Here is a 14860-nt window from a genome sequence, read left to right on the forward strand (position 1 = left end):
TGCAGTGGATGACGCCCGCCGAATTCGCCCGTCAGGCAAGGGAATCCGCCTCGCCTGACAACTCAACCAAGCCGGAAATCTCCACTTCCGACCGGGACTAATTCTGGTTCAGGATCAACTGGCTTTAATCGCATGCGGGAAGCTGTGAGTAACGATCGAGTTCTGAGTGCAGATATTCAGAATGCACTCGATAGCAATCGTGTCGAGAAATGGCTGGTTCATACTGATCCTTACGGAAACGTCACCGTAGGAATTTTGGACAAGAATGGGAAATTCGTAATTCAGCCCGACTCAAAAATTATCGGACATTGACATGACTAGAGATTCCTTGGCCCCTCGCTCTTATTGGGATAAATGGATTGAATATTCTCATAACAGAATCGCGGATATGCTGGCCCGGTGCAAGGAACCCTCGGCGAATCCAGGATATCGGCCGCAATATGTATTTGAATTGGCCCTGAATCACCTTGAATTGATTCTGAATCGATATTCCCGTGGTGACTCTGTTACTGTCTTATCACAGTATCTTCCGGGTCTTCTTGACGCGTGGGAAGAATCCGTAAAGCTTGGTGAAAGTGTGTTTACGGATGAGCAAAAGGCGTTGCGTCGAAGCTGGGCAAGGAACCTCGATTTTTACATCATTAGCTTCTGGTTGGTCGGTTTTGCTTTGACATTGGAAATTCCTGATGATCAATGGCGGCGGTTGATAAACTTGATCGGAAATGAAGGCGAAGACGTGCTACTGGATCGCGTAATCGCCAGCCGTGACCACGATCGCAAAATCGGCGCCGAGTTGCGACATCCGAAGCCGTACAAACGCTTGCTCGATGCGGTGAACGCATCGGCGTCTGACCAGCCGAGGATGCTTCGATCTTTTGTTGAGAACTGGTATCGGGAGCTGGATCGACCGGATAAAAAGGGGGGCGTGCCTGCAATATATGCAAAACCATACTGGTACGGTTTCGATGAAAACATTGATGGTGGTGCGTATTTCGGATTCTGGTGCGTCGAAGCGGCTGGAACTGCCAAAGCGCTGAATCTTGACGACAGCCTGTGTGCTGGTCTAAAGCACTATCCATGGGACCTTGTTCATGGTGACCAACCGAACATGGATGTGGAGCATTCGCCCGACGACTCGTCGACTGAAGGATCGTCACCGTCGCAGAAACGCGGCTTCTTTCAACGGCTATTTCGAAAATAGGCACAGACCAATACAAGCGGAATCGGGGATGAATCTCGCAATGAAAGTAACCAAACGCCTTGTCGCGTTGCCGATTACCGCTTTAGTATCGCTCGCAGTGCACGCGCAGCAGGCCCCCGCGCCTGCCGACCAAGCCGCCGCCGCGCGTGCGAACGCGGAACAGGATCGACAAGCGCAGCAGCAACGCGACGCGCAGCAGCGTGACGCGGCGCTGCGTGCCCCGTCCGTGCGTTCAGACGTGCCGCGCGCTGAAACGTATCCACCGCTGCCGAGCGAACAACCGTGCTTCCGGATCGACCGCTTCGCGCTCGACGTGCCGGACTCGATGCCGGCCGCTGCGAAGTCGGCCGGCGCGTCCGCGCTGCCGATGGATCGCTTCGCCTTTGCGCGCGAATGGCTCGCCCACTACGCGGGTCAGTGCGTCGGCAAGCAGGGTGTCGATACGATCGTCAAGGGGCTGTCGCGCGCGATCTTGGCGCGGGGCTACATCACTACGCGCGTTGTACTGCCGGAACAGGATTTGACGACTGGTACGCTGAAAGTCGCGCTGATTCCCGGCATCATCCGACACGTGCGCTTTGCCGACGAGAAATTGCGCGGCACGTGGAAGACCGCGTTCCCGACCGGTGACGGCGAAGTGCTGAACCTGCGCGACCTTGAGCAAGGTCTGGAGCAAATGAAGCGCGTCACCAGTCAGGACGTATCGATGCAGATCGTCCCCGCTGACCAGCCGGGCGAAAGCGATGTTGTGTTGGACGTGAAGCGTGGCAAGCCGTGGACCGTCGTCGCATCGATCGACAATTCGGGCACGCGCGCAACGGGCAAGCTACAGGGCAACCTGTCGATCGGCATCGATAACCCGCTCGGCTTGAACGACGTGTTCAACGTCGGCGTCAGTCAAGACCTCGAATTCGGCGACAAGCGCCTTGGGTCACACGGGTGGAACGGCTTCTACTCGATTCCGTGGGGCTACTGGACCGCTACGGTTGCGGCCTATACGAACACCTACTATCAACAGATTGCCGGTGTGAACCAGACGTTCGTCGCGAGCGGCAATTCGAAGACGATCGATTTCAAGCTTGCCCGAGTGCTTGCTCGAAGCCAGAACGACGTGTTCGGCGGCTATGTCCGCTTGTCCCGTCGCTTCGGCCAGAGCTTCATCGAAGATACGGAAATCCCGCAGCAGCGTCGTAACAACACGTTCGTTGAATTCGGCCTGACCGACCGTCACTACTTCGACGGGGCGCAGTTCGACGGCACGCTGGCGTACAGGCAGGGCGTCGGAGGCTTGGGTGCGCAGGACGACATTCTTGCTCCCGGTGGCGGTCCGACTTACCGCTTCAAGATGGCGGTACTCGACGCGAACCTCTCGGTGCCGTTCGCGATCGCGAAGCAGCCGTTCCGGTACGTGACGAGCATCCACGGCCAATATACCGGGAACTCGCTGTACTACATCGATGACTTGACGATCGGCAGTCGCTACACAGTTCGCGGTTTCGACGGCGAAACGATGCTGGCGGCGGCGCGCGGCTTCTACTGGCGCAACGAACTGCAGATGCCGATCGGACAGACCGGACAGGCGATCTATGCAGGACTGGATTACGGTCGCGTTTGGGGGCCGCAACCGGTTGCGTTGGTCGGTACGCAGCTGGCCGGTGCCGTAATCGGCATCAAGGGCAGCGTCGCGACGCGCCTCGGCGGCTACGGCTATGACCTGTTCGCCGGTACGCCGGTCTACAAGCCGTCTGGATTTCCGACCGCGCGCGTCACGCTCGGGTTTCAAGTGACGGCTCAATTCTGACCATTTTTCCCGACCGCGATGACATGAAGTCTAGCGTGCAGATTTTCAGTGCAGTACAAAAGGGGGCAAAACCTTGAAATCGATAAAACAAAATTCTGCGCTGATTCTCATGGCAGCATCGGCGACACTTGCCGGCTGTGCTTCGAACATGGCGGACATCCCGCGCGAGCAAAAACTCGCACCGGTTGTTGTGTACGTCGAGTCGTGCGGCAATTACCAGCTTGACGGCACGCTATCGAAATACGTTTGGGATACGGTTGAAATCAAGTATGAGAACCGTCGTCGGAGGATGAATCAGTTGCTCAATATGTGCAACAAATTCAACGCGTCGATTGCGTCGGCGATCTCTGCGGAAGGCATCAATGCAAGGATCGTGTCCGTGACGACCGAAGAGCCGCCGACGCAGGAAGTTCGCGACCGGGATGCCGTCGCCTTGGGGGCAACGTATGCGCTCTACGTTGGAAAGCCGATCTTCAAATCGATTCTTCAATCATCAGGACAACGGCCGCTTACGATTGTCGCCTACGACCTGAACCTTTACCGGGTAGGAAGAAACAAGCCGATCGGGACGGGGGAGGCGAACGATTTGGATGCGAGCATCGCCGCAAATCGTGTTGCGCATACGCTTGTTGAGCGCTGTAACCCGAGTTTCGTATATGGCTGCGCCAATGGCCCAAGTTACGGGATTACTGGAACAGTTGGCGGTTGAACTTCGAGCAGCCCGTGGATAGAAGACTTACAAGGTATGTCCGGCGAACCGGATCATCGAAGTGCGCACGGATGGCACGCTGTTCGACTTCGGCGGGAATTACGAGGAATTCCTGACGAGTCAGGGGCAGGAGTAAGTGTCCTGAATCGTACCTGATCCGTTGCACCCAAGAGGGCCGCCGAGTTGTGCTTGGCGGCCCTTTTTGTTTCCGCCGGTTGCGACGCCCGCTGGCGTCGCACACTCCGGTTTCCTCTGCTCAATCGACTTCGGGTAAATTACACTCCAGACGCACGTCGCCATTCCCCATTCCGACCCGGAGCCCGTTTCTCGATGCAGGACCATCCTCTCCCGCTCGACCTGTCCGGCCTTGCGCCAAGCCTGTACGCGCAGGGCACCGAGGAAAGCATCCTGTCGCGGCTGATGGAGCGGATCGCCCCGACCAACCGCTTCTGCGTCGATATCGGCGCGAGCGACGGCCTGCGCAACAGCAACACCGCGCGGCTGCTGCGTGAGGAGGATTGGGCCGGCGTACTGGTGGAGGGCAGCGCATACCGGTTCGGCAAGCTTGCCGCTCACTACGCGGGCGCAGGGCGCGTCCGGCTGCATCACGACCGCGTCCAGCCCGACACGGTCGACCACCTGCTCGCCGATGCGGACACGCCTGAGGACTTCGACCTGCTGTCGATCGACATCGACGGCAACGACTACTGGGTCTGGCGTGGGCTGCAAGCGTTCAAGCCGCGCATCGTCGTGATCGAGTACAACCCGTACTACACGCCGCCCGAGCGCTGGGTCATGTGCTTCAACCCGGATCACGAATGGGACGGCTCGACCTATTACGGCGCAAGCCTCGAATCGCTCGTTCATCTCGGCAGGCAAAAGGGCTATGAACTCGTCTGCTGCGACGACATGGGCAACAACGCGTTCTTCGTGCGGCAGGACCTGTATCCGTTGCTGGGCATCGCGAACAACGATCCTTCGGTGCTGTTCCGGCCGGCGATGTACAAGCTGCGCTACGTCGGGCACAACACGTTCCTGACCGGTCATCCGTATCGGCACGGGCCGGCCGAGCATATCTGAATGGGGCCGCTCGCCGCCACCTTCGACGAGATTCGAGAGGCCTACGCGCTCGGCCGCGGTCCCGCGCCGCGCCGGGTCAGTGAACGCGTGTGGCATCTGCCGGCCGACGGCGGCGATATGGCCGTCAAGCTTTACGCGTCCGAGCACCATGCACGCGCGGTAAAGGAGGCTGCCATCCTCGCGCACCTCGAAACTCACGGCGATACCCGGTTCCATGTACAGACGCTGAAGCGCACGACGGACGGCGATCCGCTGTGGACGGGGCAACACTCGCACGCGCTGCTGACGCGCTGGGAGGCCGGGCAGTTCAGGACCTACGACACGTTTTCACCGGCCGAATGGGATGCGCTCGGCGCCAGTCTGGCCGCGTTGCACCTGGGCCTCGAACAGTTTCATCTGCCATCACTTGATACGATTCGCGCGCGCTTGGCTGCAATCGACGCGGATGCGGTGCGCCGCAGCCTGCTGGATGCATTGAATCGCTCGCGCTCGAACGACAACGCCGCGAACTTGCGCCGTTACGTCGATCTCGCGCTGCGCATGCTCGATCGCTACTATCCCGGCAGTCTCGACGCGTTTCCCGCCGACGACCCGCAGTACCCGATCCACAACGACTACAACCAGTTCAACTATCTGTTCACGGGCCGGCTGCCGCCGCTGATCCTCGACTGGGAAGCGTCGATCGGCGCGCCGCGCGAATACGAACTGGTGCGCTGCCTGAATCATCTGCCGCTGGAAGCGCCGCAACGGGCGGAAGCGTTCGTGCGTGCCTACCAGCGGGTGCGGCCTGTGAATCCGGCGCGTATCGCCTGGGCGGTCGATGCGGCGTGTCTGCAGCACGCACTCAAGCTGTGGATCGTGCAAGGCTGGCTGGACGATCCGTCGCGCTTCGCGTCGCACCTGAGCGGCGCGGTGACGATGGCAGCCGCGATGGTGGACGCACGCGGCCATCTGGTCGATTTCTTTTCCCGTTGCGTGGAAGCAGGAAACTGACGTGAGTGTGAATCCGAACGAGATCCCGAATCCGCCGCCGTCCGGCGAGCGCCAGCATGTGTTTCCGCCGCCGCTGGATCGCGATTACCGGGTCGAAAACGGCCGCGTCCGGACGCGCTCGCTGGAAGCGCATATCGTCGATCACTGCAACCTGACCTGCGCGGAATGCTGCTCGCTGTCGCCGCTCCTGCCGGCGTGGCACGCGAGCCCCGATTCGATCGAGGCCGATCTGCGCATGGCCGCGAAGGTATTGAGCCCGCGCATGTTCAAGCTGGTCGGCGGCGAGCCGCTGCTGCATCCGGCGCTCGTCGAAATCGTCGAACGCGTGCGCGGCACGGGTATCGCGCCCGTGATCTCGGTCACGACCAACGGCCTGAAACTCGGCGAGATGCCGGACGCGTTCTGGCAAGCGGTCGATGCGCTGACGATCTCGCGCTATCCGAAGCCGGTGCTTTCGCTCGAACTGATCGCGCACGTCGAGCGCCAGGCCGCGCGTTTCGGCGTACGCCTGAACTGGAAGGTGCAGGACGTGTTCACGACGATGAATCGCGCCCAGCCCGGCACGGACCGCGACGAAGCGCAGCGTCTCTATCACGATTGCTGGATTCGCGAGCGCTGCCATATGATTCGCGACGGCATGTTCTACACGTGCACGCGTCCCGCGCATTTCCATACGCTTTACCGGGGCGAGAAGGATTTCCAGGCCGACGGCCTGCCGTTGCGCGACGATGAGGACATGCTCGACGCAATGCTCGCCTATCTGCAGCGCGACGCGCCGCTCGAAGCGTGCCTGCATTGCCAGGGCGGCAGCGCGCCGGTGGCGCCGCATCGCATTCTGAAACGCATTGAAGTGGACATCCTGAAGGCTCGTTATCCATGATCGTCGGCACGCGCGACCCGTTCGGGTTCGATCGTCTTCACTACCATCCGCGCAGCGGCGTGTCGGCGTCCGGCATCCGCGCCGTCCTGCGCGCGTCGGCGCAGCCGGCCGGCGCGCCGGACGCGGCCGCGATCGCGGGTTACCTGAGCGGCGAGCGGCTCGTCGGCCGCACCGTGCTGCGCGACGTGCTCGCGGTGCCGCCGGGGCATGCGCTGATCCGTTCGCCGCAAGGATTGACGGTGCAGCCGTCGCCCGAGCGGCCGCGGCATGCCGATCTGGACACCGTGCTGCGCGCGTCGCTGCAACGCGCGCTCGACAGCGGCAAGCGCGTTGCACTGGCGCTGAGCGGCGGCCTCGATTCGGCGCTGCTGCTCGCGTTGTTGCGCGAACTCGGCGCGCTGCCGCACGTGACGGCCTACGTGCTCGCGACCGAGATGCCCGACTATTGCGAGCTCGACGCGGCGCTTGAACTCGCGACGCAGATGCAGGCGAACGTGAAGATCGTGCGGGCGAATGAAGCCGATTTCGTCGCGGCGCTGCCGAGAACGACCCATGCGGTCGAGGAGCCGATGTTCAATCTGCATCCGGTCGCGAAGCGGTTGCTGGCCGAGGCCATGGCGGCGGACGGCATCGAGGTTGCAATTACCGGCGACGGCGCGGATCAGGTGTTGCGCCGCGACCGGTCGGCCAATTACCTGCCGCTGTGCCACGCGTTGTTCGATGCGGCGGCGGTTGACCTGCATCCGCCGTTCGTCGATGCGGAGGTCGTCGCGCATCTGACGAGCATCGCGCCGGACCCGAACAAGCAATGCCTGCGCGATCTCGGTGCGCGCCTGAACCTGCCGGACCGTCTGGTGCACGACCCCAAGCGCGGACGACTCGCGCCGGCGATGGACCTCGGCGCGCTGCTCGATCGCGAGCGCACGCATGCGCTGGCCGGTACGCTCGGCCTTGCCGCGCCCGCGCTGCGGGCCGATACCGAGCGCGTGCTGTGGGCGACGCTGACCCTGATCCTCGATCATCTCGAGCACCTTTACCGCGATGCCGCGCATCGTCCAACCTGAACCGCTCATGACACGCATCCTGTTCTGCGTCGTGCCCGAGAAGGGCCACGTCAATCCGTGCATCGGCCCGGCCCAGCATCTGCGCGCGGCCGGCTGCGACGTCGCGTTCTACGCGCCGGCCGATATCAGCGAACAGCTCGACGGCGCCGGCGACTTCGCGTTCGTCGGGCCGCGCGAGACGCCCGAGCGCCACGACCTGTCGCGCGGCGCGAGCTTCGCCGCGAACATCCGCGACGCCGACTGGCTGCGGCACTGGATCCGTACGCTGCTGATCGACCTGGCGCCGTTGCAGGTGGACGGCGTCCGTGCGGTGCTGCGCGACTGGCGGCCCGATGTGGTCGTGATCGATCCGCTGCTTTACGCGGCAGCGATCGCCGCCGAGCTGGAAGGGCTGCCGTGGGTGTCGATGTCGAATTCGCTGAATCCGGTGCTGCCGGACGATCTCGATTCGGAACTGCTGCGCACGGTGCGATGGCTCGCGCCGGAACGTGCCGGGCTGTTTGCGCGCTACGGGCTCGATGCGCGTTTTCGCGGGTGCGATGTCCTGTCGCCGCACCTGACGCTCGCGTTCACGACCGACGCGCTGGTCGGTGCGCCGCCGACGGGTGTCGAGCTGGTCGGCCCCGCGATGCCGTCGGGGCCGCGCGGCGACGAGACGGCGTTTCCGTGGGCGCGTATCGACGCCGGTCGCCCGCTCGTCTACATGTCGCTCGGCAGCCAGCTTTACTACCATCCGGACCTGTTCTCGAAGGTGATCGACGCGACGCGCGCGACGTCGGCGCAACTGGTGCTGTCGGTAGGCGAACTGGTCGATTCGGATCTGCTGCCGGCCGGTGACGAGCGCGTGATCGCGGTGCGCTATGCGCCGCAGCTGGCGCTGCTGCGGCGCACGCATGCGTTCGTCAGCCATGGCGGCGCCAATTCGGTGATGGAATCGCTCGCGTGCGGTGTGCCGATGCTGCTGTCGCCGTTCTGCAACGACCAGTTTCATTCGGCGCACTTCGTCGAGCGGGCCGGCGCGGCGTGCGTGCTCGATCTGCAGCGTGCCGGCGTCGCGGAGATTGCCGCTGCGCTCGAGCGCCTGTTGCGTCCGGGCCCGCTGCGCGAGCATGCGGCACGGATTCGCGACAGCTACACCGCGCGCGACGGCTCCGCGCAAGCCGCTCGCCTGATCAGCGCACTCGCTTCAGGAAACCGCCTGGCGACAGCGTCATGAGCACGCGGTCCTCGACGTCGTGGTCGGCCTCGAAACGGTCGTCGCGGGCGAGAAATTCACGCGCGGCCGTGGCCGGGTTGTTGTCGCGGCCGTACGGCTTGCCGTCGAACATCGATGCGGGCAGATACTCCATGATGGTATCCATCACGATCGCATAGCTGCCGGGCGTCACGAGCGGCGCATAGCATTCGAGTTCGCGCAGCACGTGCGCATGGGTATGCGTGAGATCGAGGATCGCCATCACGCGCGCGCCGTCGCGGAGCTGCGCGTGCACCGCCGCGAGCGTGTCGGCCGCGCACGATTCGCCTTCGATCAGCACCATGCGATGGGCCAGCCGGTGCGATTGCAGGCGTTGCCTGACCTCGTCGCGCAGCCGCGGTTCGACCGCGACGACGTGGCCGTGCCCGCCGGCCAGTTCCAGCATCGACGCGGAGAACACGACACCGCCGCCCGCCGCGATGCCGGTCTGCACGATACAGTCGGGGCGTTCGCGCCAGATCAGTTCCTGGAGCGCAAGCATGTCGCCGGGCAGATGGAAGAAGCGCTCGCCGAGCCAGCGCGTCTGGAACAGATGGTCGAATTCGGCGGCGCGCGTCAGCCATTCGATATTGAGGTCCCGCATGCGGGCCGAAGGACGCTCTGACATGGTCAATGCAACGAGTAGGAGTGACGTGAAAACGCTGGAACCGTGGCTGCGCCGGTACTGGAACATCGTGCCGGCACGCGGGCAGGCGATGGCATCGGGCCATACTAACAAAACGTATCTCGTCGAGTATGACGCGGGGCGCGCGGTGCTGCGCGTGTCGTGGCCCGGCAAGCCGGCCGAGCAGGTGCGTCGCGAGGCGTCGATACTCGGTCATCTCGGCGAGACGCGCACGGTGCCGGCATTACCCGCGCTGCCGCGGCTGAGGCCGACCGTCGATGCGCAATCCGGCGTGCTCATCGACGATGGAAGCTGGCTGCACCTGTTCGAACCTGTCGACGGCGATCCCGGCCTGCCGCATGACGCGCAAGCGGGGGCGATCGATGCGATGCGCGCGCTCGCGCATCTGCATGCGGCACTGGCCGCGATACCCGTGAGCGAATCGGCGCCGCTGGCGTGGCTGTCGGCCCGTCTTGCGCGCGTGTCGGCGCGCGCGATGCCGTCGCTGCCAGCCGGTTTGAGCGGCGATTACGATGCGGTGATCCGGCGGATCGGCGCGCATCTCGACGCCGCCGCGCACTGGCTGGCGGGGCCGGTGCATTGGCTGCACGGCGACTATCACGCGGGCAACCTGCTGTATGTCGGCCACACGGTGAACGGCGTGCTGGATTTCGACGATGCCGGGCAGGGCGCGCAGTGGCTCGAGGCGGCCTTCGCACTGTTCGCGCTGTCGCGCGACGCGGGCAGGGACGATCGTTTCGTGTTCGATGCGCAGCGCTGGGAGGCCGGCTTGCACGCCTATGCGGCGACGCGGCGCGACGGTGTACCGGGCTGGATGCGTGCCGAGCGCGATGCGTTGATGACGCTGTTCTGCGTGGACCAGACGCTGATCCATCTGGAGGCGGCACAGCGCGGCTTGTGGATGCCGGGGCCCGGCATCGGCTTTCTCGGCGGCTGGCGGCAGTTGCTGGACAGTGCAGCGCCGGGAAACTGACCGGCCGTTGCTTCAGCTTCGCCGATGCAGGAACAGGCGGACGGCTTCGACCGTGTTGGGCCGCGCGTCGCCATGTCGCGAGCCGTCGTGCATGCAGAACAGCACGTCGCGACGCTGCGTCGCGCGGGCGTCGGCATGCGCGCACATCGCGTCGAACAGCGCCTGCGGCGACGGCGCCGGCCGCTGCCAGTCGTCCAGTATCGCGGTCCAGCCCGTGTGTTCGCGCCGCAGGCGCGCCAGCACGCCGGCGCGATCGTCCCGCGGCATCAGCCCGTACGGCAGACGCAACGGGATCGCGTCCGGCGCGGCAATACCGGCCCGGCAATAGGCGTCGCGGATCAGTGCGTCGGTCGCCTCGATCTCGCCGATCAGCGCGTCGTCCGCCAGCGCGCCCGGTCTGGCATGCGAATGGGTGTGATTGCCGAGGCGATGGCCTTCGCGCGCCATTCTCGCGGCGACGTCGAGTGCGCCCGCCAGATGTTTACCGAGCAGGAAGAAGGTCGCCTGGCACGAGGCGTCGCGCAGGACGTCGAGCAGCGAAGGGGTCGACGGACCGGGGCCGTCGTCGAAGCTGAGGTGAATGGACATCGCGGGCGGGCGTGCCGTCTGGGGTGTACCGGACGAACGATAGCGCAATTCGCGCCGGCTACTGAATCGGCTCGACGTGCAGCGGACAGGTGCCGATCGGGCGCAAGCGCTTGCCGGTCCACGTATAGAAGAACCGGGCGGCCTTCGCGTGGTTGTCGTCGCAATCGCCGTTGAAGCAGCCGGCGACGATCAGCAGCGTACTGCCGGCACGGAAGTCGACGCGCTCGTCGTCGTTGCCCATCACGCCCGAAATGGCGGTGACGCCCGGCATCGTGTATGTCGCGCCCGTGTAGTTGTCGACGATCGCGAAATTCCGGCAATCCGTTCCGCAACCCCAGATCGCGACGCGATAGTGACCGGCAAAATTGGCCGGTTGCGTGAATGCGTCGCGGATCACGGTGCGGTACAGGCGTGCTTCCTTGCCGGCCAAGCGGGGCGATGCGGCCGGCTGGCGCGGCGCGCGCGCGGCCGGTGCCGGATAGCGGTCGAACGACGGTGACGGGCATGCCGCCGCGGGCGCCGCACGGGCAGTGCCTGAACCGGTGATCAGCGCAGCCGCTGTGCCGGTGATCAGCAGCATTCGATGGGCGAGCGCCACGCGAGCATCCTTCAGGTTCGAGGTTGAAGGCCGGCCGGCGGCGACGATTCCATGACGTTTCATGCGCGCCGGCGAGACGGAATGCGATCGTCGGTACGCGCCTTCGGTCGCATGTCGAGCTTGCAGTGCCGGCCGGCACGCCGTCAAGCATTGTCAAATCGCCGCGATATCACGATGCCTGACGTTTCGGACCCGGCATGAAGGCTGTCATGCAGGGGGGGATTGAGTATGCTTGGATTCGATTCGCGGTACTCACGCCGTGACAACCGGGAGGCTTCACATGAATGCACGTCTATACCGCGCGACCATTGCCGGCGCGCTGATCGGATTGCTCGCGCCGTTTTCGGTGGCCCATGCGCAGCTGGGCGATGTCCTGAAACAGGTCGGCGGCGGCGATTCGGGCGGCAGCGCGGGTGGTGCGCTCGGCAACCTCGGCGGCCTCGGCGGCGCGCTGACGGGCGGCGGCGGGGCGTCGCTGACGCCGGGCAGCACCGGCAACGTCGCGGGCCTGCTGCAGTTCTGCATCCAGAACAACTATCTCGGCGGCGCGTCCGGCAGTGGCGCGTCGTCGGTGAAGGATGCGCTGCTGAGCAAGCTCGGCGGCAATGCGTCGTCGGACAGCGGTTATACGAGCGGCGCGAGCGGGATCCTCGACGCCGGCAACGGCGGCAAGCTCGACCTGAGCGGCGGCGGCCTGAAGCAGCAGGTGACCAGGCAGATCTGCGACAAGGTACTGACGCAGGCGAAATCGCTGCTGTAAGCACCACAGCGGCACGCACGGCGCGTGCCGGCATCGAGGGGGGGCGGTGCTCGTGCACCGTCAGCCATTCAGGCCGTTACTTCCGCAGCGGCGACAAGACCGTCGCGCCGGGCGACGCCGCGGCCCGCGCGCACCACGGCTCAGTCGGCCAGCCGCTTGTCCGCGAGGGCCTTGCAGCAGTCTTCGTACACCCATTGCACGAGTTTCGCGCGGTAATCGAGATCGTCGGTGTCGACGATTTCCTCGACCGCGTCGCGCGCCCACGACGCGTCGACGAACCCCGCATGCCGCTTCGCGATGTCCTGCGCGAGCGCCGCGAGCTTCGCGACCGCGAGCCAGTCGGCCTGACGGTGATGGCGGTCGAGCCAGCGGTGCGCGGCCTGGACCTGGAACGTGGCGTCCGGCCACGATTCGTTGAGGTAAAACGCGCCGAGGTTGCCGCAGGTGAGCCAGCAGAGCAGCTCAAGGCGGTCTTGCGAGCCGAGGGTATGGGATGCGTCGGTCATGGCAGCGCTCACGAAATGCGTCGATTCCGGGCGGCGCCGGATGCAATGAGCCGGTGCCGATATTAAAAACATAGCACGATGCGGGCCTGCCCGCGCACCCGGGCCGATGCTGATGTGGCGGCGGTCGCGCACACGCCGCCGGCGGCATGCGCGGCCGGCGAGCGCCACGCGGCGCGACGGCTCCCCGATTCTTTCGAATGGCTGTCAATCGTCATGCCGGCCGACCGAAACGCTCGCTAGAATGTCGGCTTTCCCGCGACGCATGGGACCGGAGCAAGCGCTGAAGCGCCAACTCGGGTCGACCGCGCAAGGGCATGGGACCAGAGTAGGCGCTAAAGCGCCAACTCTGGTCGACAGGAGACGGAAGCGATGAAAATCTACGACCAGTTCTATATCGACGGCGCATGGCGCAAACCGGCCGGAACCGGCACGATCGACGTGATCGACTCGGCCACCGAGGCCGTGATCGGCCGGATTCCCGAAGGCGTCGCATCCGACGCGCAGGACGCGATCCGCGCGGCGCGCGCGGCCTTCGACGGATGGGCGGCCACGCCGGCCGCGACACGCGCGGGCTACCTGCGCAAGATCGTCGAGCATCTGCAGGCGCGCAGCGAGGAACTCGCGCAATCGATCACCGGCGAAGTCGGGATGCCGATCAAGCTGTCGCGCGCGATCCAGGTCGGCGGCCCGATCTACAACTGGAAGGCGTACGCGAAGCTCGCCGAGTCGTTCGAATTCGAGGCACAGGTCGGCAACTCGCTCGTGGTGCGCGAGCCGGTCGGCGTCGTCGCGGCGATCACGCCGTGGAACTACCCGCTGAACCAGGTCACGCTGAAGGTCGCGCCGGCGCTCGCGGCCGGCTGCACGGTCGTGCTGAAGCCGTCCGAAGTCGCACCGCTCAACGCGTTCATGCTCGCCGAAGCGATTCACGAGGCCGGGCTGCCGGCCGGCGTGTTCAACCTCGTGTGCGGTTATGGCCCGGTCGTCGGCGAGGTGCTGGCCACCGATCCGGACGTCGACATGGTGTCGTTTACGGGCTCGACGCGCGCGGGCAAGCGCGTGGCCGAGCTGGCGGCCGCGGGCGTCAAGCGCGTCGCGCTGGAGCTGGGCGGCAAGTCGGCATCGGTGATTCTCGACGACGCCGATTTCGCGACGGCCGTGAAGGGTACGGTGAACGCGTGCTACCTGAACGCGGGACAGACCTGCTCGGCGCACACGCGGATGCTGGTGCCGGAAGCGCGCTACGACGAAGCGCGCGCGCTGGCGAAGGCCGCGGCCGAAGCGTACGTCGCGGGCGACCCCCGGCAGGATACGACGCGCCTCGGCGCGCTGGCGTCGGCCGTGCAGCAGCAGCGCGTGCAGGCGTACATCCAGCGCGGCATCGACGAAGGCGCGGAACTCGTGACGGGCGGCACGGGCCTGCCGGACGGCCTCGCGAAGGGCTTCTTCGTGAAGCCGACGGTGTTCGGCCGCGTCGATCCGAAATCGACGATCGCGCAGGAAGAGATCTTCGGGCCGGTGCTGTCGATCATCACGTATCGCGATGAAGAGGAAGCCGTGCGCATCGCGAACGATTCGCCGTACGGGCTCGGCGGCGCGGTGTGGGCCGGCAGCGACGAACGCGCGATGCGCGTCGCGCGCCGCCTCCGTACGGGGCAGGTCGACATCAACGGCGGCATGTGGAACGCCGCCGCGCCGTTCGGCGGCTACAAGCAGTCGGGGCACGGCCGCGAGAACGGCGTGTACGGGCTCGAGGAGTATCTCGAGTACAAGTCGATGCAGCTGAAGCCGGCGAAGCCTGCCTGAGCGCCGCGCGCCGCATGGAAC

General features: G+C 65.0%; 15 protein-coding genes and 1 pseudogene. 12 read left to right on the forward strand and 4 right to left on the reverse strand.

Annotation, left to right across the window (positions count from 1 at the left end; genetic code table 11):
• The first annotated feature begins 313 nt into the window (after positions 1-313).
• The 9 genes and pseudogenes from AC0KUR_RS34185 (at position 314) to AC0KUR_RS34225 (ending at position 8944) form a co-directional block, all read left to right on the forward strand.
• Positions 314-1201 (forward strand): PoNe immunity protein domain-containing protein, encoded by an 888-nt coding sequence (locus AC0KUR_RS34185; RefSeq protein ID WP_083286590.1) that lies wholly within the window; start codon positions 314-316, stop codon positions 1199-1201.
• 40 nt (positions 1202-1241) lie between these two features.
• Positions 1242-3002 (forward strand): ShlB/FhaC/HecB family hemolysin secretion/activation protein, encoded by a 1761-nt coding sequence (locus AC0KUR_RS34190; RefSeq protein ID WP_473377137.1) that lies wholly within the window; start codon positions 1242-1244, stop codon positions 3000-3002.
• Positions 3003-3075: 73 nt separating this feature from the next.
• On the forward strand, positions 3076-3711 hold the full coding sequence (locus tag AC0KUR_RS34195) for a hypothetical protein (RefSeq protein ID WP_301741451.1): 636 nt from the start codon (positions 3076-3078) through the stop codon (positions 3709-3711).
• Positions 3712-3754: 43 nt separating this feature from the next.
• A pseudogene (locus AC0KUR_RS34200) lies at positions 3755-3847 on the forward strand (ABC transporter ATPase); the annotation flags it as partial.
• Positions 3848-4041: 194 nt separating this feature from the next.
• Complete coding sequence (locus AC0KUR_RS34205; protein WP_473377116.1) at positions 4042-4791, forward strand: FkbM family methyltransferase; 750 nt, start codon at positions 4042-4044, stop codon at positions 4789-4791.
• A complete protein-coding gene (locus AC0KUR_RS34210) occupies positions 4792-5784 on the forward strand; it encodes a phosphotransferase enzyme family protein (protein ID WP_473377117.1) in 993 nt (330 codons plus the stop codon).
• Between the two features lies 1 nt (position 5785).
• Positions 5786-6664, forward strand: a complete 879-nt coding sequence (locus AC0KUR_RS34215) for a radical SAM protein (RefSeq protein ID WP_473377118.1) — start codon at positions 5786-5788, stop codon at positions 6662-6664.
• Positions 6661-7728 carry an asparagine synthase-related protein gene (locus AC0KUR_RS34220; protein WP_473377119.1) on the forward strand — a complete coding sequence of 356 codons (1068 nt, stop codon included), beginning with the start codon at positions 6661-6663 and terminating at the stop codon, positions 7726-7728. The genes AC0KUR_RS34215 and AC0KUR_RS34220 overlap by 4 nt, the downstream gene beginning before the upstream one ends.
• A 7-nt stretch (positions 7729-7735) precedes the next feature.
• Positions 7736-8944 (forward strand): glycosyltransferase, encoded by a 1209-nt coding sequence (locus AC0KUR_RS34225; protein WP_473377120.1) that lies wholly within the window; start codon positions 7736-7738, stop codon positions 8942-8944.
• Here the strand turns inward: AC0KUR_RS34225 and AC0KUR_RS34230 are convergent.
• A complete protein-coding gene (locus tag AC0KUR_RS34230) occupies positions 8901-9590 on the reverse strand; it encodes a cephalosporin hydroxylase family protein (protein WP_473377121.1) in 690 nt (229 codons plus the stop codon). The two genes, AC0KUR_RS34225 and AC0KUR_RS34230, sit on opposite strands and share 44 nt — an antisense overlap.
• A 25-nt stretch (positions 9591-9615) precedes the next feature.
• Between AC0KUR_RS34230 and AC0KUR_RS34235 the strand changes: the two genes are divergently transcribed.
• Positions 9616-10581: a phosphotransferase gene (locus AC0KUR_RS34235; protein WP_473377122.1), complete on the forward strand. Its 966-nt coding sequence runs from the start codon at positions 9616-9618 to the stop codon at positions 10579-10581.
• Positions 10582-10593: 12 nt separating this feature from the next.
• On the opposite strand, the gene AC0KUR_RS34240 is transcribed toward AC0KUR_RS34235, so the two are convergent.
• Both AC0KUR_RS34240 and AC0KUR_RS34245 read right to left on the reverse strand, forming a co-directional pair.
• Positions 10594-11169 (reverse strand): polysaccharide deacetylase family protein, encoded by a 576-nt coding sequence (locus AC0KUR_RS34240; protein WP_473377123.1) that lies wholly within the window; start codon positions 11167-11169, stop codon positions 10594-10596.
• A 58-nt stretch (positions 11170-11227) separates the two neighbouring features.
• Positions 11228-11767, reverse strand: coding sequence for a hypothetical protein (locus AC0KUR_RS34245; RefSeq protein ID WP_473377124.1), 540 nt, complete (start codon positions 11765-11767; stop codon positions 11228-11230).
• 280 nt (positions 11768-12047) lie between these two features.
• Between AC0KUR_RS34245 and AC0KUR_RS34250 the strand changes: the two genes are divergently transcribed.
• Complete coding sequence (locus AC0KUR_RS34250) at positions 12048-12527, forward strand: YjjA family protein (protein ID WP_034186804.1); 480 nt, start codon at positions 12048-12050, stop codon at positions 12525-12527.
• A gap of 140 nt (positions 12528-12667) precedes the next feature.
• Here AC0KUR_RS34250 and AC0KUR_RS34255 read toward each other — a convergent pair whose 3' ends face one another.
• Complete coding sequence (locus AC0KUR_RS34255; RefSeq protein ID WP_034186805.1) at positions 12668-13033, reverse strand: hypothetical protein; 366 nt, start codon at positions 13031-13033, stop codon at positions 12668-12670.
• 369 nt (positions 13034-13402) lie between these two features.
• Here AC0KUR_RS34255 and AC0KUR_RS34260 point away from each other — a divergent pair, with 369 nt between their 5' ends.
• Complete coding sequence (locus tag AC0KUR_RS34260) at positions 13403-14839, forward strand: aldehyde dehydrogenase family protein (protein WP_473377125.1); 1437 nt, start codon at positions 13403-13405, stop codon at positions 14837-14839.
• The last annotated feature ends 21 nt before the right edge of the window (positions 14840-14860 follow it).

Source organism: Burkholderia sp. YHN3-13, assembly GCF_055810675.1.